Genomic DNA, 19,262 nt, shown 5'->3' with positions numbered 1-19,262 from the left:
CAGACACCCCATTACCCATGCTCAGACATCTTTCGATCAAGGATTTCGCCGTCGTCCGCGCCACCGAACTGGAATTCGGGCCCGGCATGACTGTCGTTTCAGGCGAGACCGGCGCCGGCAAGTCGCTGATGGTCGACGCACTGGGCTTCCTGTCCGGCCTGCGCGCCGACAGCGGCGTGGTCCGCCACGGCGCCGCCCGCGCCGAGCTGTCGGCCGAATTCGCCCTGGACCAGCTGCAGGCCGCCCGCCAGTGGCTGGCCGACAACGAGCTGGACGACGACGAGCAATGCCAGCTGCGCCGGGTCATCCGCGCCGATGGCGGCTCGCGCGCCTGGATCAACGGCCGCCCGGTCACCCTGGCGCAGCTGGGCGATCTGGCCGCGCACCTGGTGGAAATCCACGGCCAGCACGAACAGCAGGCGCTGCTGGCGCGGCCGTCGCAGCTGGCCCTGCTGGACGCCTTCGCCAACAACGAAGAGGCCCGCCGCCAGGTGCGCCGTACCGCTGCTGCCTGGCAGGCGCTGGTGGACGAATCGCTGGCGCTGTCGCAACAGGGCGACGTGAGCGACCGCATCGGCTTCCTGGAACACCAGCTGCGCGAACTGGACCGCGAGGACCTGGAACCGGAATCGATTGCCGCCCTCGGCGCCAGCCACCGCCGCCAGGCCCATGCCAGCGCCCTGCTTACCGCCTGCCAGGCTGCCAGCAACCAGCTCAACGGCGACGACGGCAGTTCCGCGCTGGACCTGCTGCAGCAGGTGCGCCACGACCTGTCGCGCCTGATAGAACACGACGCGCGCCTGGGCGAGGTGGACGGCCTGATCGAAAACGCCTCGATCCAGCTGCACGAAGCCCTGTCGCTGCTGGACCGGGTGCATGACGACCTGGACGCCGACCCGGAACAGTTCGAAGAGAACGAGCGCCGCCTGGGCCGCCTGCACGACCTGGCGCGCAAGCACCGGGTGCCGATGGACGAGCTGGGCGCGCAGCGCGAGCGCATGCATGCCGAAGTGGAACAGCTGCGCGGCGCCGACGAGCGCCTGCAGCGCCTGGCCGGCGAGATCGACAAGGCCGTGGCCGCCTGGCGGGTGCAGGCCGAGGTACTGACCGCCAGCCGGCGCAAGGCGGCCGCCGAACTGTCGGCCACCACCACCGGCATCATTGCCGAGCTGGGCATGGGCGGCGGCCAGTTCCTGATCGAGCTGGAACCGCAGGACGCCGGCAAGCCCGACCCGCAGGGCGCCGAGCGCGTCGAATTCCTGGTTGCCGCCAACGCCGGCCAGCCGCCGCGCGCCCTGCGCAAGGTGGCCTCCGGTGGTGAACTGTCGCGCATCTCGCTGGCGATCGAAGTGGCCGCGCTGGATCTGGACGCGGTGCCGACCATGGTGTTCGACGAAGTGGATTCGGGCATTGGCGGCGCCGTGGCCGACATCGTCGGCCAGAAGCTGCGCGCACTGGGCGAGAAGCGCCAGGTGCTGTGCGTCACCCACCTGCCGCAGGTCGCTTCCAAGGGCCACGCCCATTACCGGGTCAGCAAGGCGCCGGTGGAAGGCATGACCCAGAGCGCGGTGGAGAAGCTGGACACCAAGGCCCGCGAGGAAGAACTGGCGCGCATGCTGGGCGGGGTGGAAGTGAGCAAGGAAGCACGCGCGGCCGCGCGCAAGCTGTTGGTCGCGTCGAGCTTGCTCGACTGAGCACGCGCATCCACGCATGGCGTGGATCTACGGGGTGCCAAGTCTGTAGAGTCGAGCCATGCTCGACTGCTTCTGGCGTCAGACCAAGAGCAGTCGAGCATGGCTCGACTCAACCAAGCCGGGGTCACGCCAAGGGTTTGGCCAGATCCACGTGTTCCACCAGGAAATCCAGCAGCGCGCGCACCCGCAGCGGCAGGTAGCCGCCCTGCCCCACGAACACGGCGTGCACTTCTTCCAGATCACCGGGATTGGCGTCTTCCAGCACCGGCAGCAGGCGCCCGGCAGCCAGGTCGTCGCGTACTTGGAAGGCCGCCAGCCGCGCCATGCCCAGACCGCCCAGCACCAGCTGGCGCAGCGCGTCGCCATTGCCGGCGCGCAGGTTGCCCTGGGTCGGCACCCGCACCTGTTGGCCGTCGTGCAGCAGCGGCCAGCCCTGCAACGTCCGCGCATGGCCGATATCCAGCCGGTTGTGTGACAGCAACGCATCGGCGTCGGCAGGCAGGCCGTGCCGGGCCGCATAGGACGGCGCTGCCACGATCATCATCCGCGTCGCGCCCAGCTGCCGCGCCACCAGACTGGAGCTCTTCAGCGGCCCGGCGCGCACGGCCACATCGGTGCGCTGTTCCAGCAGATCGATCACCTCGTCATTCAGGCTCAGGTCCACCCCCACCTGCGGGTGCGCCTGCAGGAACGCCGGCAGCAGCGGCAGCAGGAAATGGCGCCCGAACGGCACGTTGGAATTCAGCCGCAGCCGCCCACGCGGTTCGGCATGGGCGCTGGCGCAGCGTTCGGCCTCTTCCAGGTCGGCCAGCACGCGCAGCCCGCGCTCGTAGAAGCTGCAGCCTTCCGGGGTCAACTGCAGTTGCCGGGTGGAGCGCTGCAGCAGGCGCGTGCCCAGCCGTTGTTCCAGCCGCGCCACCAGCTTGCTGACCGCCGAAGGCGTCATGTCCAGGCTGCGCGCGGCGGCGGAAAAGCCCCCGGTCTCGATCACCCGCACGAACACTTCCAGTTCGCCGGATCGGTTGATGTCGGGGCGCGCCATGGTGAATCCTGTTCACAGATGATTGTCCGTGCGCAGTCTAGTTCACAGGTGGCGCAACGGCCACGCTGGCTATCCCTTCCGAGGACGCCTGCCATGCGCCGTTACCTGCTTGCCGCCACCGCCCTGCTGCCGCTTTCCGCCCACGCGGGCCCCGCCCAGCCCCATTGGGTGGCCAGTTGGCAGGCCAGCCCGCAGCCGGTTTGGGGCGAGGACTTCCTGTTCCCCACCCTCATTCCGGCCAGCCTGCACGACCAGACCTTCCGCCAGACACTGCGCCTCAGCCTGGGCGGCAGCGCACTGCGGGTGCGCCTGAGCAATGCCCACGGCCGCCAGCCGCTGCGGATCGACCGGGCCAGCGTGGCCAGCCAGCCCGGCGCGACGCCGTTGCCGCTGGCCTTCGATGGGCAACCCGATGTCGTGATCGGCCCCGGCCAGGACCGGTTGAGCGACCCGCTGCCAGTGATCACCGCCGATCAGCAGGCACTGCAGGTGAGCGTGTACGTGGCTGGGCCGACGCCGCTGCAGACCTTCCACTGGGACGGCCGACAGACCAGCTGGATCGCCCCCGGCAACCAGAGTCTGGCCAGCGCCCTGCATGGCGCCAGCACCACCACCGCGCGCCTGTTCGTGAGCGGCATCGAGGTCGCGGCCCCGTCCGCGGCACGCAGCGTGGTGGTGATCGGCGACTCGATCACCGACGGGGCCACCGCCAGCCTGGACGCTGACCAGCGCTGGACTGACCATCTGGCCGCGCGCCTGGCGCCGCACGGGGTGGCCGTGGTCAATGCGGGAATCTCCGGGGGGCGCCTGCTGCGTGATGGCATGGGGCTGTCCGCCCTCGCCCGCTTCCAGCGCGATGTGCTGGACCTGCCCGGCACCGCCAGCGTGATCGTGCTGATCGGCATCAACGACATCAGTTGGCCGGGCACCGCCTTCGCCCGCGACCAGCCCCGGCCGGCGCTGGCCGACCTGCAGGCCGGCTACCGCGCCCTGGCGCAACGGGCCCATGCGCGCGGCGTGCACGTCATTGGCGCCACCCTGCCACCGTTTGCCGGCGCGCTGCCGGGCACCCCGCTGCAGGACTACTACCAGCCGGACAAGGACGCGCTGCGTCAGCAGCTGAACGCCTGGCTGCGCACCGACAGCCCATTCGATGCGGTGATCGACCTGGACGCCGCCCTGCGCGACCCGGCGCAACCGTCACGGCTGGCCGCAGCCTACGATTCGGGCGACCACCTGCACCCCGGTGATGCCGGCAACCGGGCCATGGCCGAGGCGGTGGATCTGGGCGTTCTGACAGAACCCTCCACGCATGGGGGGACGGGGGTCAGAGCCCTTTCCTGGCGGAAAGGGATCTGACCCCGGGGTCGGATCCCCTTGCGCCAGCAAGGGGCTCTGACCCCAGCAACGAAAAACCCCGGGCCAGGCCCGGGGTCTTCGCACATCACAGCAGGCGGGAAACCGTTACTTGCGCTTCTTGCGCACGTACAGCACCAGCGAATGCTCTTCCAGTTCGTAGCCATGCTCGGCCGCGATCTTGCGCTGCAGCTCTTCGATTTCGTGGCTTTCGAACTCGATGATCTTGCCGCTGTCCACATCGACCATGTGGTCGTGGTGGCCGCCGCGGTCCAGCTCGTAGACGGCCTGGCCGCCTTCGAAGTTGTGCTTCAGCACCAGGCCGGCGGCCTCGAACTGGGTCAGCACCCGGTACACCGTGGCCAGGCCGATCTCGTCGCCGTGCTCCAGCAGCTGGCGGTAGATGTCTTCGGCGGTCATGTGGTGCTGGGCGTTGCGCTGCTCGAGCAGCGCCAGGATCCGCATCCGCGGATGGGTCACCTTCAGGCCGACTTTGCGCAGGTCGTGGGTTTCCATAGGTCTCCGTTCATTGGCGATTTAGCGCCAGCTGCCTCGGATTGGGTCGCGGTGGCACGCCGGGAGTGTATCATCGGTTCGATTTCCCCAAACGCCCTTTCCGATGCGCAATCTCCTGCTGGTCGCCACCATCGCTCTGTCCACCACCGGGTGCGGCATCATCTACAAGCAACCGATCTACCAGGGCAACCTGATCCGCGAGGACGCCGTTGCCAAGCTGCAGGTCGGCCAGAGCAAGCAGCAGGTGAATGCGCTGCTGGGCACGCCCTCGGTGCCCGATCCCTTCCACGCCCAGCGCTGGGACTACACCTCCAGCGAGCGCGTGAACCGCCTCGGCCGTACCGAAGTGAAGAACTTCACCGTGTACTTCGAAAACGACGTGGTCACCCGTTGGGAAGGCGATTACTTCCCGGCCAACGACAAGGCCCTGGCCCAGCAGACTGTGCGCCAGTTCGGCCGCAACCTGCCGAAGGACAAGAAGAAGGGCCGCTGAGCCCCGCTTCGCCGCGCCGCCTGAAGGTGGCGCGGTTCAGTCGCCGCGTGCGCGCTTGCGCCGGTTGTCCTTGGGGTCGGCCAGCAGCGGGCGCAGCAGTTCCACCCGGTCGCCGTCGTGCAGCACCTGCTGCGGGCGGGCCAGCACGCCATGCACGGCCAGCGCCGGGCAGTCGGCACTGCCTTCCAGCGCGGCGGCAGCGACCGCATCGGCCACGGTGGCGCCCTCTTCCAGTTGCAGCCGGCGCGCCAGCACGCGCTGCGGCCAGGCCAGCACCACCTCGACCTCGATCATCGCTCAGCCCTCGTCGGCCACGCGCACGAAATCGTTGACCATGCGATCGGCCAGCCCCTGGAAGCCGATGGCCAGCGCCGGCCCCAGCAGGCGTGAGCTGGGTTCGAATTCCAGGGTCAGGGTCACCTTGCAGGCATCCTCGGCCAGGGCATGGAACTCCCAGCGGCCGTGCAGCTGCTTGAACGGGCCGTCGCGCAGCTGCATATCAATGCTGTGCGGGCGCTGCAGGGTGTTTTCGGTCTGGAACCAGGTGCTGAACGAGCCCAGGCCCAGGTCCAGGCGGGCCACCAGCCGGTCCTCGCCTTGTTCCAGGATGCGGGCATCGGAACACCAGCGGAAGCGGCGCGGATAGGCCTGCACGTCGTTGACGAGATCGAACATGCGGGCGGAGGAATGTTCGACCAGGGCGCTGCGGCGGATAGTAGGCATAAAGAAGGAACGTCTCGGCAATCGACCGGGCGGGCCCGAATCGGAGACAATACGGAAATGAGCAAGAACAGCGGCAAGGATAAAGCAAAGAACGCGACGGCCAACAAGACCATCGCGTTGAACAAGCGTGCCCGCCACGAGTACCACATCGAAGAGCGCTTCGAGGCGGGCCTGGCCCTGCAGGGCTGGGAGGTGAAGTCGATCCGCGCCGGGCGCGGCAACATCATCGACGCCTACGCCTACGTGAAGCAGGGCGAGATCTTCCTGATCGGCGCGCAGATCACCCCGTTGATCCAGGCCTCGACCCACGTGGTGGCCAACGACCGCCGCGAGCGCAAGCTGCTGCTGCACCGGAGCGAGATCGACAAGCTGGTCGGCAAGGTCGAGCGCGATGGCTACACGATCGTGCCCACCGCCATGTACTGGAGCAAGAACAAGATCAAGCTGGAAGTGGCGCTGGCCAAGGGCAAGCAGACCCACGACAAGCGCGATGCCGCCAAGGACCGCGACTGGGCCATCGAAAAGCAGCGCGTCATGCGCCGCGGCAACCGCGACGCCTGAAGCACCGCCCCGCACCGGTAGAGCCGAGCCATGCTCGGCTGCCCTGCTTGGTAGAGTCGAGCTTGCTCGACTGCCCTGCTTCGTAGAGTCGAGCTTGCTCGACTGCCCTGCTTCGTAGAGTCGAGCTTGCTCGACTGCTGTTGCCTGCCTTCGTAGAGTCGAGCTTGCTCGACTGCTGTTGCCTCGCTTCGTAGAGTCGAGCTTGCTCGACTGTCGCGGACCGATCAGTCGAGCAAGCTCGACTCTACCCAGGGCGTGGATCAGTCGAGCAAGCTCGACTCTACCCACCGCCCCGGTCACCCGGCCAGCATGCCCCGCCCGCCCAGGCGCGGCGCCAGCGCTGCATGCATCACCGCCAGGTGCATCACCACCGCCAGTTCCGGCGCATGGCGATCATCACCGGCGCGCCACTGCTGGGCCAGGCGCGCCGCGTCGGCCGGCAGCAGCGACAGCAGCTGCGCATCATCCAGCGCATCGGCCGCACCCTGCAGCTGCCGCGCGGTCTGCCGCGACTGCCACACATGCACGCCCATGCTCAGGCTGGCCAGCGACATCAGGGTCAGCGCCAGCCCGTGCTCGAACCATTGTGCCAGCACGTCCGGCCCCCACAGCAGCGCCGCCAGCACGGCCAGCGCCGGCAACCGCCAGCCCAGCCAGTGCATGCGCCCGCGCTGCGGCCAATGCACCACCACCGCACTGGCCACCAGCGCCGCCGCGGCCGTGGCCGGCAACTCACTCAGCCAGGTGGCCGCCAGCAGCATCGCCATGACCGCCCACACCCAGGCCGGCGGCACCGCCCGGCGCTGGTAGTCGGCGCCCACCGGCCCGACCAGTTGTCGCAGGCTGCGCTGTTGCTTGGCTTCGGTCACCCACTGTCTCCGTGTCGATCCTGGCTCGGATGGTCGCTGCCAGTGTGTCGCAATTTCGTGCCAGGGAAGTTAGCAATCCGCTATGACAAAGGCTCTACAACCTGTTGCGGATTGAAAAACCGGCGAAGGTGACGGTTCAGCATTTTTGCCGTAGCATTACAGGCGTTGGGCAGGCCTGTGCCGTGGCAACACGGAACCGGCCTTGTACCTTGCAGCACTGTAGAAACCGGGGGTGCATTGGTTTCGACGGGGGTTGTGAAGTCGCCTGGCGCATGCCGAGGGGGTAGCTTTCCTCGTAAATCCAGCTGCAAAACTCTAGTTGCCAACGACGACAACTACGCTCTGGCCGCTTAAGGCCTAAGCCTCGAAACCGCTTGTGTCCATGCTCGCGGTGTAGAGTCACTATCATGGAATCGCGCTGGGCGGCTGCCTGTCAGTCCGGCACTAGAACACAACAGGCTGGTCCCCGGGTGCGCTTTGCACACCGTGCTGCTCGGGGGCGAGATCCAACGGTGAGCTAAGCATGTAGTGCTGGGGATGGAGTGCCTTCGGACGGCGGTTCAATTCCGCCCACCTCCACCATCTGTATGGCCTGTCGAGGCCGCAAGAAGCCGGATCTCCTACCAAGGGGTTCCGGCTTTTTTGTTGCCGTTTTCCTGCGCGCGGTGACAGTCCCCCCATGCCTGCCGCACACTGCAGAACCAACGGCCACACGCCCTGCCCGGCCACCCCAGAAGGATCTGCAATGAACCTCCGCCTGCCCACCCTGCTGCTCGCTCTGGCCACTGGCGCTACCGCTACCACCACCGCCACCGCCGCCCCCGCCGCCAAGCCCACCGCTGCCCTGGAAACCCTGCTGGCCTGCCGGCCCGGTTCCGATTTCACCCAGGCCCAGGCCGAACAGGCGCTGCGCTCGGCCGGGCTGACCCCGGTTCCGGGCGGTGTGTTCCAGCCCAAGGGCGGCAAGGTGGCGCTGCTGGGCGGCAGCGTGACCAGTGCCGATGTCAGCGTGATTGCCGGCGGGCAGAAGAGCATCCATGTGTACCTGCAGGGCATCACCGCCGCGCAGGTCGGCCGCAGCCTGTCGGTCACCACGGTGAACGACGATGCCGACAGCGAAGCGCCCTCCTACATCCGCAGGGTCGATGCACGCCACACCCAGCACGTGGGCGCGGCCGACGATTACGAGGGCTATTCGGCCGCGGTCAGCTGCCAGATCTCGCCGTAACCCTGCGCGGCACGGCGCCTACAGCCAGCGCCGCACCTGGCTGCGGAATGCCTCGTAGCGGGCACCAAAGCGCGCGGCCAGCGCGCGTTCTTCCGGCACGATCTGCAGGCGGGTGATCCAGGCCACGAACAGCGGCACCACCAGCAGCGCCAGCGCGTTGCGCAGCAGCAGCATCGCGCCCAGCAGCACCAGCGCCTGGCCCAGGTACATGGGGTTGCGGCTGTAGCGATAGATCCCGCTGGTCACCAGCACCGTGGTCGAAGTCGGCCGCAGTGGGTTCACCGTGGTGCGCACGCGGCCGAAGGTCCACTTCGGCAGCAGGTTCAGCAGCAGGCCCAGCACGCCGATGGAAACCGCTGCCCAGGCCGGCACCGGCAGCGGCCACCGGGCCAGCAGGCCGCCCAGCGCCCAGCCCGCCAGGCCGCACAGCAGCATGACCAGCGGGGGCGGAATGCGGGTTTCCAGCAGGTGCATCGGCATCCCCGGGTGTAAGCGCAAGGCCCGCAGTGTCACACACGCCACCACTTTCTTCCGCGTTGACGCCGCTCCGGCTAGAGTGGCGCCACTGCGCAGGAGGACCGCATGGCATTACCCGGTTTCACCGTCGTTCGCCACATGGCGCTGGCCGCCACCGCCCTGCTGCTGCTGAGTGGCTGCGCCACGCTTCGCCAGTTCGGCCCGTCGGTGCAGGTGGGCACGGTCACCCCGGGCCAGTACATCGCGCTGAAGCGCGGTGACATCCTGACCAGCGGCAAGCTGAGTGCGGCTACCTGGGAAACCCTGCGCGTGGCCGGGCTGGATGAAACCGCGTGCGCCAAGCCGGGGCCGGCCTGCATCGAGGCGATGGAAGCCAGCATCGTGGTGCGCGAGGAGGACAAGCGTTCCAGCCTGGCCGAACTATGGCTGCAGTATGCGATGAGCCTGCCCGCGCCCAAGCGCGAATCGCCGGCCGCGGCACGTGCGGCGACGCCGACGCAGCCGCTGGCCCCGCTCGATGCCGGTTTCCAGCCGCGGCTGGATGCGTGGATGCAGGTGGCCCGCCAGGCCTACGCGTATCTGTTCTTCACCGAGCGCACCGCCAACCAGCGCGGCTTCGAAGACCGCCAGACCCAGGTGCGCGATTACTACAACCTGGCCGTGCAGGAAGCATCGGTGATGCTGTTCGAGGTGTATTCGCGCGGCGACGCCGGCAGCGACCGTTCTCGCCTGCAGGTGGGGCCGTGGACCTTCGTGCTGGCCCCCGATGCCGACGGTGCCACCCAGGACGGCCGACAACTGGTCGAGCTGGTGCCGGCCGCGTCGATGTCCTTCACCGGCACCCTGCGCAGCGTGCACCGCCGCGATGGCTTCGGTGCCGAGCTGGTGGCGGTGATGGCCGACCCCACGGAGCAGCCTGCCGCGCCAGCGCCCGCGCCGGGCAGCCCGCAGGCGGCCGCCGCCGCGACCGTGCGCGACTGGAGCGAGATGCCCTCGCCGTCGATGACGGTGCTGCTGCGCTTTGCCGGCGCCAACCTCTGGGAAGTGCTGCACGACAACGCGCCCACGCTGGAAATCCACGACCCCTACCAGGTGTCCGAAGTGCAGCTGCACGGCGAACAGGTGCCGCTGGCAGCCAACTTCACCGCCGGCTACGCGCTGTGGCTGGCGCGCTCCAATTTCAGCCGGCAGTCGCTGCGCTCGCTGTTCGGCGGCAAGGGCGGCATCGAGCGCCCGCATCTGTTCATGATGCAGCCGTTCGACCCGGACCGGCGCGTGCTGCTGATGATCCACGGCCTGGCCAGCAGCCCCGAAGCGTGGGTGAACGTGGCCAACGAACTGATGCGCGACGAAGAGATCCGTCGCGACTTCCAGATCTGGCAGTTCTACTACCCCACCAACATGCCGATCGCGCTCAGCCACGATGCGATCCGCCACACGCTGGACGATGTGCTGGCGCACTTCGATCCGGCCGGCAAGGATATGGCTTCGCACGACATGGTGGTGGTCGCGCACAGCATGGGCGGGGTGATCTCGCGGCTGTTGGTTTCTTCGTCCGGCGACCATCTGGTGCAGACCCTGCTGGACACTGCGCAGATGTCGCCGGTGCAGCGCGAACTGCTGCGCACGCGCGGCGCACCGCTGCTGAACTTCCAGCCGGAACCGGAGATTTCGCGGGTGGTGTTCATCGCCACCCCGCACCGTGGCACCGATGTGGCCGGCACGCGCCTGGGCCGATGGATCGGCAAGTTCGTGCGCCTGCCGTTGACCGTGCTGGAAGACGTGGCCAGCCTGGCCAACGACGGCCAGATCGAACGCAACGATGACAAGCACGGTTACCGCATGAACAGCATCCAGAACCTGGACAAGGACGATGCGTTCATCAAGGCGGTGGCCGACCTGCCGATGGCGCCGAAGGTGCGCTATCACTCCATCATTGCCCGCTCCAGTGCGCAGGGCCCGCTGCAGGACAGCAGCGATGGTCTGGTGCCCTATTGGAGCTCGCACCTGCCGCATGCGCGGTCTGAAAAGGTGATCGTGTCCGGCCACAGCGTGCAGGAAGCGACACCGGCCATCGTCGAGCTGCGGCGCATCCTGCACGAGGACATGCAGGCGCACGACGCGCCACGCGACTGAGGCCCCTGCCGGCCGCCAGCGGCCACACCCGGCATATCCGCGGGGTGCCATCCGTGCGATCCTCTGGAATCGTTTTCATGGAATGGAGGGATTCCACGATGTTGCAGCACGTCCGCCGCACCGCGCTCTGCGCGCTGTTGGCCCTGGCCCTGCCGGCCGCCGCCTGGGCTGCCAGCCCGGCACCCCTGAAAGTCATGTCGTTCAATGTGCGCACGCCGGCCGATACCGAGCCGGGCAAGCGCTGGCCGGACCGCCGCGATGCGATGGTCAAGGTCATCCTGGAGGCCCACCCGGCGGTGATCGGCACCCAGGAACTGGTGCCCGAACAGGCCAGCTACCTGGCCGAGCACCTGCCCGGCTACCGCTGGTTCGGCAAGGGCCGCCGCGGCGGCGACGGCGACGAGCACATGGGCGTGTTCTACGACAGCAAGGTGCTCGCGATCGAGCAGTCCGGCGACTTCTGGCTGTCGGACACCCCGGACGTAGCGGGCAGCATCACCTGGGGCAACCTGTACCCGCGCATGGTCACCTGGGCGCTGTTCCGTCGCCTGGACGACGGCCGCCGCTTCTACTTCATGGACACCCACCTGCCCTACCGCGACGAGGATGAGCCGCGCCGGCAGAAAGGCGCCGAGCTGATCGCCCAGCGCGTAGCCGGCCTGCCGGCGGATCTGCCAGTGGTGCTGACCGGCGACTTCAACAGCGAACCGGGCAGCGGCACCTACCAGGCCTTCACCCGCGTGCTGCAGGACACCCGCACCCAGGTGGCCGCTCCGAAGGGGCCGCGCAAGACCTTCCATGATTTCACCGGTAAGGCCACCACGCAGCTGGACTGGGTGCTGGTGCGCGGCTTCCACGCGCGCAGCTTCACCACCGACGACCGCCGCATCGGCGGCGTGCTGCCCTCGGACCACTTCCCGCTGGTGGTGGAACTGGACTGGCCGACACCCTGACCGATACGCCCTCTGCTCAGGGCGGGGGGCGCTTGTCCAACAGACGGAACAGCGCCTGGTGCTGGTCGCGCGCCTGGAAGATGCGTGCGGCCACCGCCAGGAATAGGGCCACGCAGATCAGGCCGACGCCGAGCATGGAATCGGGCAGGCGCATGAAACCCACGGCGCCGGTCAGCGCGGCCAGCACCATCAGCACCACCACCGCCACCGACAGCCCTGCGCCAGGCAGGCCGGGATCGCCAAACAGCATCCGCTGGGTGGATCGCTTTTCGTCACGCATCGCCGGTCCTTGCTGGGGGGGTGTCCCACTAGGTACACCGCGCAGGCAGATTCCGGCAGAGTCAGAAACGACATGGCGCCGACAGGCGTTGCCGCCAGACCGTGCAGCGCGCGGGCATCACGCCGCCAGCCACGCTGGATACGACGTGATGCCCTTGCCTGCTGTCAGCGGCTGGCCACCGCCGGTTGCGGCGCCTGCCCCCAACCGCCCAGTGCCTTGTAGACACCGACCACGCTGACATTCACTTCCGCCTCGGCTGCGGCCAGCGCATCGTCGGCGGCCAACTGGGTGCGCTGCGCATCCAGCAGGGTCAGGAAGTCTTCCGAACCTTCGCGGAAGCGGATCTGCGCCAGCGATTCGGCACGTCGTGCCGCCTGCGCCTGCTCGACCACGATCGCCAGACGCGCCTGCTGCTTGGAATAGCGGGTCAGCGCGTTTTCGGTGTCTTCCAGGGCCAGCAGCACCGCCTGTTCGTACTGCGCCGCCACGCCTTCGGCTTCGGCCTTGCTGGCACGCAGGCGCGCCTTCACCGTGCCGAAGTCGAATGCAGCCCAGCTGATCGACGGGGTGAGCGACCACGCCTTGTTGTTGCCGTTGACCAGGCCGCTGGCATCGCCGCCGAGGAAACCGACGAAGCCGGACAGCGACAGGCGTGGGAACAGATCGGCGGTGGCCACGCCGACCCGGGCAGTGGCAGCAGCCAGGCGGCGTTCGGCCATGCGCACGTCGGCACGCTGGCGCAGCAGCTCGCGGGTATCGCCCAGCGGCAGCGCCTTGGCGAATGCCGGCACGTCATGCGGGGCCAGCATCGCGGTCAGCACTTCCGGGCGCTGGCCCAGCAGTACGGCCAGGCGATTGCGCGACTGTGCTTCGGCCACTTCCAGCAGCGGAATGTCGGCCTCGATCGCCTTCAGGCGCGCACGGCTGCTCTGCACGTCCAGTTCGCTGCCGGCGCCCAATTCCCAGCGTGCTTCGGTCAGCTTCTGCGTATCGCGCAGGTTTTCCAGCGTGTGCTGGGCCACCGCGATGCGCTTCTGGGTGCCACGCAGTTCGAAGTAGTTGCGCGCAACTTCGGCCGCCACCAGCACCTGCGCGTCGGCCAGGTTGGCCTGCTCGGCGCCCAGGTCGGCACGCGCGGCTTCGGCGGCGCGGCGCTTGCGACCGAACAGGTCCAGTTCCCAGCCGGCATCGAAGCCGAGCTGGTAGCTTTCGCTGAACACCCGCTCGCCACCCTGCTGTGCATCGGGCTGCTTGCGGCGGTCGTAGCTGCCACCGGCGGTGACATGCGGGGCCTGGTCGAAGCGGCTTTCCACGAACACTGCGCGGGCCTGGCTGACGCGGGCCACGGCCACGCGCAGGTCCAGGTTGTCCGACAGGGCGCCGTGGACGAGCTCTTCCAGTACCGGATCGTCAAACTGCGCCCACCAGCTGGCCACCGGCGCGGCCGTGCTGAACACCGTCTGCTGCGCGCTCTGCAGGGCCACCGGTTCCTGCACCGGTGCCTTGTAGTTGGGGCCGACGGTCACGCAGCCGGCCAGCACCAGGCTGGACACGGCGGCGGCCAAGGTACGGATCACCACGGCAGCACCTCGCCGAGGTAGGTGAAGCTGCCGCTGGCGCCGGCCTCGCCGATCAACGCCATTTCCACGCTGGAACGGGCGCCTTCGCTGATTTCGATTTCGCCGTTGCCACCGTTCATGTCGGTCTTCACGTAACCGGGGTGCACGGTGTTGACCTTGATCGGCGTGTTGCGCAGCTCGTAGGCCAGGGCCAGGGTCCAGCTGTTCACCGCTGCCTTGGAAGCGTTGTAGGCGGGAATCTTGAAATCGTAGATACCCGAGTTCGGGTCGGCATGCAGGGTCTGCGACCCGAGCATGCTGGACACGTTGACGATGCGGCCCGACTTGGCCTGCTTGACCAGCGGCAGGAAGGCCTGGGTAACGGCCACCAGCGCATATACGTTGGTGTCGAAGGTGCGGCGCCAGGTATCGAGCGACTGCTCGGACGGCGCCTGCGCCGGGTTTTCGATCATGATGCCGGCGTTGTTCACCAGGATGTCCAGGCGACCGTGGCGCTGGCGCACCTGTTCGGCGGCTTCGGCAATGCTGGCCGCATCGGTCACGTCCAGCTGGATGGCTTCCACCGGCAGGCCTTCGGCCTGCAGCTGCAACGCCTGTTCCACCGCCGTTTCTCGCTTGCGACCGGCCAGCAGCGTGTGCACGCCGGCCTGCGCCAGCTGGCGCACGGTTTCCAGGCCGATGCCGCGGGTGGCGCCGGTAACCAGGGCAATCTTGTTCTGATGGGTGTTCATGGGGTCATGCCTCGATAGGGGAAAGCGGGCGCCGGCACCGGGCCGGCGCAATCGCTGTTTTCCAGGTCAGTGATGGATGGTCGGTTCGCCGTGCTGCACCAGCTGGCCACCGCCGTTGCGGGTGACGAACTTGCGCAGGGCGACGTAGAACACGGGGGTCAGGAACAGGCCGAACAGGGTCACGCCCAGCATGCCGGCGAACACGGTGATGCCGGTAACCGAGCGTACCTCGGCACCTGCGCCATGCGACAGCACCAGCGGCACGGTGCCGGCGATGAAGGCGATGGAGGTCATCACGATCGGGCGCAGGCGCAGGCGGCAGGCTTCCAGGGCGGCCTCGACAATGCCCTTGCCGCCCATTTCCAGCTCGCGGGCGAACTCGACGATCAGAATCGCGTTCTTGCACGCCAGGCCCATCAGCACCACCAGGCCCACCTGCACGAACACGTTGTTGTCACCGCCGGTCAGCCACACGCCGAACAGGGCCGACAGCAGGGTCATCGGTACGATCAGGATCACCGCCAGCGGCAGCGACCAGCTTTCGTACAGCGCAGCCAGCACCAGGAAGGCCAGCATGATCGCCACCGGGAAGACGATGAAGGCGGCCTTGCCCTGGGTTGCCTGCTGGTAGCTCAGGTCGGTCCATTCGGTGGTCATGCCCACCGGCAGCACCTTGCCGGCGATCTCGGTCAGCTTGTTCATGGCTTCGGCCGAGGACAGCACGCGCGGGTCGGCTTCACCGGCCAGGTCGGCGGCCGGGTAGCCGTTGAAGCGCAGCACCGGGTCCGGGCCGTAGGTCTGCTTCACGGTGACCATCGAACCGATCGGCACCATCTCGCCACGGTCGTTGCGGGTACGCAGCTTGCCGATGTCTTCCACGCTTTCACGGAACGGACCATCGGCCTGGGCGATCACCTGCCAGGTACGGCCGAACTGGTTGAAGTCGTTCACGTAGGCCGAGCCCAGGTAGGTCTGCAGGGTGTCGAACAGCTCGGTGAGCTGCACGCCCTGCGCCTTGGCCTTCACCCGGTCAACTTCCGCATCCAGCTGCGGCACGTTGGCCTGGTAGCTGGTGATCGGGAACGCCATGCCCGGGGTCTGTGCCACTGCACCCTGCATCGACTGCACCGCATTCTGCAGGGCGCCATAGCCCAGGTTGCCGCGGTCTTCGATGAACATCTGGTAGCCGTTGCCGTTGCCCAGGCCGAGGATCGGCGGCGGCATCATCGAGAACGCGAAGCCTTCCTGCAGGCCGGCGATCTTCTGGTTGATCTCGGCATTGATCTGCGCGGCGGTACGGCCGTGGCGCTCGTTGAACGGCTTGAGCGGGATGAAGGCCACGCCGGTGTTGGGCGTGTTGGTGAACTGCAGCGCGTTCAGACCCGGGAACGAGATGGTGTGGGCCACGCCATCGGTTTCCTGGGCGATCTTGGCGACCTTGCGCAGCATTTCATCGGTACGCGCGATCGACGAGCCTTCCGGGAGCTTCACACCGGCAATCAGGTACAGCTTGTCCTGGGTGGGAATGAAGCCCGGCGGCACCAGCTTGAAGATCACACCGGTACCCACCAGCAGGATCGCGTAGACCACGAACACCGCACCACGACGGCCGAGGATCTTCGAAACGCCACGCTCGTACTTTTCCGAGCTGGACTTGAAGAAGCGGTTGAACGGGCGGAACACCCAGCCGAACAGACGGTCGATCAGGCGGCTCGGGGCGTCCTTGGGCGCACCGTGCGGCTTCAGCAGGCGCGCGGCCAGCGCCGGCGACAGGGTGAGCGAGTTGATGGCCGAGATGACCGTGGAGATGGCGATGGTGACGGCAAACTGCTTGTAAAACTGGCCGGTGACACCGGACAGGAAGGCCATCGGCACGAACACCGCGCACAGCACCAGCGCAATAGCGATGATCGGCCCGGACACTTCGCGCATGGCCTGGTGCGCCGCCGCGGTGGGCGACAGGCCTTCTTCGATGTTGCGTTCAACGTTTTCCACGACCACGATCGCATCGTCCACCACGATGCCGATCGCCAGCACCAGACCGAACAGGCTGAGCGTGTTGATCGAGAAGCCCAGCAGGTACAGCGCAGCGAACGTACCCACCACCGACACCGGCACGGCGATCAGCGGAATGATCGACGCGCGCCAGGTCTGCAGGAACAGGATCACCACCAGCACCACCAGGGCGATGGCTTCCAGCAGCGTGGACACCACGGCCTTGATCGAATCGCGCACGAAGATGGTGGTGTCATACACCGCTTCGTACTTCACGTCGGCCGGGAACGTCTTCTGCATCTCGTCCATGGTGCCGATCACAGCATCACGGATTTCCAGCGCGTTGGCGCCGGGCGACTGGAAGATGCCGATGCCTACCGCGTTCTTGCCATCCAGCTGCGAACGCAGGGTGTAATCGCCGGCGCCCAGTTCCAGGCGGGCCACATCGGACAGGCGCACGATTTCGCCATCGGTGCCGCTCTTGAGCACGATGTCGCCGAATTCCTGCTCGCTCTTCAGTCGGCCCTGCGCGTTGATCAGGGTCAGGAACTGGCTGTTGGGCAGCGGTTCGGCACCGAGCTGGCCGGCCGAGACCTGCACGTTCTGTTCGCGCATGGCGGCCACCACGTCGCTGGCGGTCAGGCCGCGCGCGGCCACCTTGTCCGGGTCCAGCCAGGCGCGCATGGCGTAGTCACCGCCACCGAAGATCTGCGCATCACCCACGCCCTGGATGCGTGCCAGCGCGTCCTTCACGTGCAGGCGAGCGTAGTTGCGCAGGTACAGCGTGTCGTACTTGCCATTGGGCGAGGTCAGGTGCACCACCATCAGGAAGGTGGGCGACTGCTTCTGCGTGGTCACGCCCTGCCGGCGCACGTCTTCGGGCAGGCGCGCCTGCGCCTGGGCCACGCGGTTCTGCACCTTCACCGCCGCTTCGTCCGGGTCGGTGCCCGGGCGGAAGGTGATGGTCATCTGCAGCACGCCGTCCGAACCGGCCACCGACTTGAGGTACATCATGCCCTCGACGCCGTTGATCGCTTCTTCCAGCGGGGTGGCCACGGTTTCAGCAATGACCTTGGGGTTGGCGCCCGGGTAGACCGTGCGCACGACCACCGAGGGCGGCACCACTTCGGGGTACTCGCCGATCGGCAGGATGGGGATCGAGATCAGGCCAGCGGCGAAGATCACGATCGACAGCACCGCCGCGAAGATCGGCCTGTCGATGAAGAAACGGGAAAAGTCCATGGAGGAATTCCTGGGAAATGCCGCCGACGGGCAACAGCCATCCTGCCCCTCGTCGAAATGACGAAGGCAGGGACGGCTGCCGCAGGCGCCGGCAGCTAGAGGGAAACGCGAATCAGTGCTTCAGTGCGGCGGTCGCATCGCGGCCCGGTGCGGGGGCCGGTTGCGGCTGCATCGCCACCGCCTTGGCCTGCACCGGCATGCCCGGCATGAAGACCTTCTGCACGCCGTCGATGATCACCTTGTCACCGGCGGCCAGACCGTCTTCGACGATGCGCAGGCCTTCGGCGGTGCGGCCCAGGCGGACATCGCGCCGCTGCGCCTTGCCGTCCTTGTCGACCACGTACACGTACTTGCGGTCCTGGTCGGTCAGCACTGCCTTGTCATCGATCAGGCGGGCTTCGAACTGGCCGCTGCCCAGCAGCTGCACACGCGCGAACAGGCCCGGGGTGAACTGGCGGTCTGCATTGTCCAGCAGCGCACGCACGCGGATGGTGCCGGTGCTGCGGGTGACCTGGTTGTCGAGGAAATCGACCTTGCCGCTGTGCGGGTAGCCGTCTTCGCCGGACAGGCCGACCTTCACCGGCAGTTCGCTGTCGCGCTCGCTCGGGCGCTGGCCGTTGCGGGCCATCTGGGTGTAGCGCAGGAAGGTGCTTTCGTCGGCATCGAAGTAGACGAACACCGTGTCCAGCGACACCAGCGTGGTCAGCACGCTGGCGCTGTCGCCGGCGGTCACCAGGTTGCCGGCGGTGACCATCGCGCGGCCGGCACGGCCATCGATGGGTGCACGCACCTTGGTGAACTCCAGGTTCAGGCGTGCCGCATCCAGTGCGGCCTGTGCAGCCTGCACGGCGGCGCCGGACTGGTCCGCAGCAGCGCGACGCTGTTCGGCGGTTTCGGTGGAAATGGCCTGCTGTTCGGCCAAGCGCTTGGCGCGCTCGGATTCGCTGCGCGCCAGGCTGGCCTGGGTGCGGGCGCGGGCCAGTTCGGCGGCGGCGCGATCGTACTCGGCCTGGTAGCTGCGGGCGTCGATGGTGAACAGGACAGCGCCCTTCTTCACTTCTTCGCCTTCGACATAGTTGACCTTGTCGATGTAGCCGGACACGCGCGGACGCAGCTCGACGCTCTGCACGGCTTCAACGCGGCCGCTGAATTCGTCCCACTGGCTGACCTGCTTGACCAGTACCGGCGCGGCGCTGACCTGCGGCGGCGGCGGTGCACCGGCCTCTTCGGCATGACCGCCACTGCAGGCGGCCAGCACCGCCGCGGCAAGAATGGAGACACCGGCCATCGCCAGGCGATGACCGATACGGTGTGGAGGGGTGTTGGGGGAAGTCATGGCATGCATCCGTACGGAAGGGGTGGTGGTTCGGTGACGTGTTCGTTTTC

The 19,262-nt window shown here is 67.6% G+C and carries 18 protein-coding genes and 1 other RNA gene; 8 read left to right on the top strand and 11 right to left on the bottom strand.

The features are described from left to right. Positions 1-17 precede the first annotated feature (17 nt). Positions 18-1,694 (top strand): DNA repair protein RecN, encoded by a 1,677-nt coding sequence (gene recN, locus C1933_RS08010; RefSeq protein WP_108752820.1) that lies wholly within the window; start codon positions 18-20, stop codon positions 1,692-1,694. 124 nt (positions 1,695-1,818) lie between these two features. On the opposite strand, the gene C1933_RS08005 is transcribed toward recN, so the two are convergent. Beyond that, complete coding sequence (locus C1933_RS08005) at positions 1,819-2,736, bottom strand: LysR family transcriptional regulator (protein WP_108752819.1); 918 nt, start codon at positions 2,734-2,736, stop codon at positions 1,819-1,821. A gap of 93 nt (positions 2,737-2,829) precedes the next feature. On the opposite strand from C1933_RS08005, the gene C1933_RS08000 reads away from it, so the two are divergent. Then, positions 2,830-4,095, top strand: a complete 1,266-nt coding sequence (locus tag C1933_RS08000; RefSeq protein WP_108752818.1) for an SGNH/GDSL hydrolase family protein — start codon at positions 2,830-2,832, stop codon at positions 4,093-4,095. Positions 4,096-4,200: 105 nt separating this feature from the next. On the opposite strand, the gene fur is transcribed toward C1933_RS08000, so the two are convergent. Continuing rightward, complete coding sequence (gene fur / locus C1933_RS07995; protein ID WP_108749330.1) at positions 4,201-4,608, bottom strand: ferric iron uptake transcriptional regulator; 408 nt, start codon at positions 4,606-4,608, stop codon at positions 4,201-4,203. A gap of 103 nt (positions 4,609-4,711) precedes the next feature. Between fur and bamE the strand changes: the two genes are divergently transcribed. Beyond that, on the top strand, positions 4,712-5,101 hold the full coding sequence (gene bamE, locus C1933_RS07990) for an outer membrane protein assembly factor BamE (protein WP_108749329.1): 390 nt from the start codon (positions 4,712-4,714) through the stop codon (positions 5,099-5,101). Positions 5,102-5,137: 36 nt separating this feature from the next. On the opposite strand, the gene C1933_RS07985 is transcribed toward bamE, so the two are convergent. Together C1933_RS07985 and C1933_RS07980 are read right to left on the bottom strand one after the other, a co-directional pair. Continuing rightward, positions 5,138-5,395, bottom strand: coding sequence for an RnfH family protein (locus C1933_RS07985; RefSeq protein ID WP_108752817.1), 258 nt, complete (start codon positions 5,393-5,395; stop codon positions 5,138-5,140). A gap of 3 nt (positions 5,396-5,398) precedes the next feature. Beyond that, positions 5,399-5,824: a type II toxin-antitoxin system RatA family toxin gene (locus tag C1933_RS07980; protein WP_108749327.1), complete on the bottom strand. Its 426-nt coding sequence runs from the start codon at positions 5,822-5,824 to the stop codon at positions 5,399-5,401. A gap of 57 nt (positions 5,825-5,881) precedes the next feature. Between C1933_RS07980 and smpB the strand changes: the two genes are divergently transcribed. Further along, positions 5,882-6,385, top strand: a complete 504-nt coding sequence (gene smpB, locus C1933_RS07975) for an SsrA-binding protein SmpB (RefSeq protein ID WP_065722998.1) — start codon at positions 5,882-5,884, stop codon at positions 6,383-6,385. 296 nt (positions 6,386-6,681) lie between these two features. Here smpB and C1933_RS07970 read toward each other — a convergent pair whose 3' ends face one another. After that, a complete protein-coding gene (locus C1933_RS07970; RefSeq protein ID WP_108752816.1) occupies positions 6,682-7,254 on the bottom strand; it encodes a hypothetical protein in 573 nt (190 codons plus the stop codon). 228 nt (positions 7,255-7,482) lie between these two features. Between C1933_RS07970 and ssrA the strand changes: the two genes are divergently transcribed. Together ssrA and C1933_RS07960 are read left to right on the top strand one after the other, a co-directional pair. Then, positions 7,483-7,836, top strand: a transfer-messenger RNA (tmRNA) gene (gene ssrA / locus C1933_RS07965). A 163-nt stretch (positions 7,837-7,999) separates the two neighbouring features. Beyond that, complete coding sequence (locus C1933_RS07960; protein ID WP_108752815.1) at positions 8,000-8,482, top strand: hypothetical protein; 483 nt, start codon at positions 8,000-8,002, stop codon at positions 8,480-8,482. Between the two features lie 18 nt (positions 8,483-8,500). Here the strand turns inward: C1933_RS07960 and C1933_RS07955 are convergent, their stop codons facing one another. Beyond that, the gene (locus C1933_RS07955) at positions 8,501-8,956 is read right to left on the bottom strand and encodes an isoprenylcysteine carboxylmethyltransferase family protein (RefSeq protein ID WP_108754775.1); all 456 of its coding nucleotides are present in this window, start codon (positions 8,954-8,956) and stop codon (positions 8,501-8,503) included. A 108-nt stretch (positions 8,957-9,064) separates the two neighbouring features. On the opposite strand from C1933_RS07955, the gene C1933_RS07950 reads away from it, so the two are divergent. Together C1933_RS07950 and C1933_RS07945 are read left to right on the top strand one after the other, a co-directional pair. Beyond that, a complete protein-coding gene (locus C1933_RS07950; RefSeq protein ID WP_108752814.1) occupies positions 9,065-11,095 on the top strand; it encodes a hypothetical protein in 2,031 nt (676 codons plus the stop codon). 98 nt (positions 11,096-11,193) lie between these two features. After that, a complete protein-coding gene (locus C1933_RS07945; RefSeq protein WP_108752813.1) occupies positions 11,194-12,048 on the top strand; it encodes an endonuclease/exonuclease/phosphatase family protein in 855 nt (284 codons plus the stop codon). Between the two features lie 16 nt (positions 12,049-12,064). Here the strand turns inward: C1933_RS07945 and C1933_RS07940 are convergent, their stop codons facing one another. The 5 genes from C1933_RS07940 to C1933_RS07920 all read right to left on the bottom strand — a co-directional run bounded on the left by C1933_RS07940 (position 12,065) and on the right by C1933_RS07920 (position 19,212). Continuing rightward, entirely contained in the window at positions 12,065-12,328 is a 264-nt protein-coding gene (locus C1933_RS07940; protein WP_108749314.1) for a hypothetical protein, read from the bottom strand. A 164-nt stretch (positions 12,329-12,492) separates the two neighbouring features. After that, the gene (locus C1933_RS07935) at positions 12,493-13,908 is read right to left on the bottom strand and encodes an efflux transporter outer membrane subunit (protein WP_108752812.1); all 1,416 of its coding nucleotides are present in this window, start codon (positions 13,906-13,908) and stop codon (positions 12,493-12,495) included. Next, a complete protein-coding gene (locus tag C1933_RS07930) occupies positions 13,902-14,639 on the bottom strand; it encodes an SDR family oxidoreductase (RefSeq protein WP_108752811.1) in 738 nt (245 codons plus the stop codon). Before C1933_RS07930 ends, C1933_RS07935 begins: the two co-directional genes overlap by 7 nt. A gap of 66 nt (positions 14,640-14,705) precedes the next feature. Further along, positions 14,706-17,876: a multidrug efflux RND transporter permease subunit gene (locus C1933_RS07925; protein WP_108752810.1), complete on the bottom strand. Its 3,171-nt coding sequence runs from the start codon at positions 17,874-17,876 to the stop codon at positions 14,706-14,708. Positions 17,877-17,988: 112 nt separating this feature from the next. Further along, the gene (locus C1933_RS07920) at positions 17,989-19,212 is read right to left on the bottom strand and encodes an efflux RND transporter periplasmic adaptor subunit (RefSeq protein WP_164271466.1); all 1,224 of its coding nucleotides are present in this window, start codon (positions 19,210-19,212) and stop codon (positions 17,989-17,991) included. Positions 19,213-19,262 lie beyond the last annotated feature (50 nt).

Source organism: Stenotrophomonas sp. ZAC14D2_NAIMI4_6, assembly GCF_003086875.1.
Lineage (GTDB): Bacteria > Pseudomonadota > Gammaproteobacteria > Xanthomonadales > Xanthomonadaceae > Stenotrophomonas.
The sequence above is the reverse complement of the archived record's forward strand: the minus strand, read 5'-3'. Positions and strand labels throughout refer to the sequence as shown.

Excerpts from the sequence above, each read along its gene's own strand:
- recN (WP_108752820.1), top strand. The coding sequence starts at position 18 with ATGCTCAGACATCTTTCGATCAAGGATTTCGCCGTCGTCCGCGCCACC.
- C1933_RS08005 (WP_108752819.1), bottom strand. The coding sequence starts at position 2,736 with ATGGCGCGCCCCGACATCAACCGATCCGGCGAACTGGAAGTGTTCGTG.
- C1933_RS08000 (WP_108752818.1), top strand. The coding sequence starts at position 2,830 with ATGCGCCGTTACCTGCTTGCCGCCACCGCCCTGCTGCCGCTTTCCGCC.
- fur (WP_108749330.1), bottom strand. The coding sequence starts at position 4,608 with ATGGAAACCCACGACCTGCGCAAAGTCGGCCTGAAGGTGACCCATCCG.
- bamE (WP_108749329.1), top strand. The coding sequence starts at position 4,712 with ATGCGCAATCTCCTGCTGGTCGCCACCATCGCTCTGTCCACCACCGGG.
- C1933_RS07985 (WP_108752817.1), bottom strand. The coding sequence starts at position 5,395 with ATGATCGAGGTCGAGGTGGTGCTGGCCTGGCCGCAGCGCGTGCTGGCG.
- C1933_RS07980 (WP_108749327.1), bottom strand. The coding sequence starts at position 5,824 with ATGCCTACTATCCGCCGCAGCGCCCTGGTCGAACATTCCTCCGCCCGC.
- smpB (WP_065722998.1), top strand. The coding sequence starts at position 5,882 with ATGAGCAAGAACAGCGGCAAGGATAAAGCAAAGAACGCGACGGCCAAC.
- C1933_RS07960 (WP_108752815.1), top strand. The coding sequence starts at position 8,000 with ATGAACCTCCGCCTGCCCACCCTGCTGCTCGCTCTGGCCACTGGCGCT.
- C1933_RS07955 (WP_108754775.1), bottom strand. The coding sequence starts at position 8,956 with ATGCACCTGCTGGAAACCCGCATTCCGCCCCCGCTGGTCATGCTGCTG.
- C1933_RS07950 (WP_108752814.1), top strand. The coding sequence starts at position 9,065 with ATGGCATTACCCGGTTTCACCGTCGTTCGCCACATGGCGCTGGCCGCC.
- C1933_RS07945 (WP_108752813.1), top strand. The coding sequence starts at position 11,194 with ATGTTGCAGCACGTCCGCCGCACCGCGCTCTGCGCGCTGTTGGCCCTG.
- C1933_RS07940 (WP_108749314.1), bottom strand. The coding sequence starts at position 12,328 with ATGCGTGACGAAAAGCGATCCACCCAGCGGATGCTGTTTGGCGATCCC.
- C1933_RS07930 (WP_108752811.1), bottom strand. The coding sequence starts at position 14,639 with ATGAACACCCATCAGAACAAGATTGCCCTGGTTACCGGCGCCACCCGC.
- C1933_RS07925 (WP_108752810.1), bottom strand. The coding sequence starts at position 17,876 with ATGGACTTTTCCCGTTTCTTCATCGACAGGCCGATCTTCGCGGCGGTG.
- C1933_RS07920 (WP_164271466.1), bottom strand. The coding sequence starts at position 19,212 with ATGACTTCCCCCAACACCCCTCCACACCGTATCGGTCATCGCCTGGCG.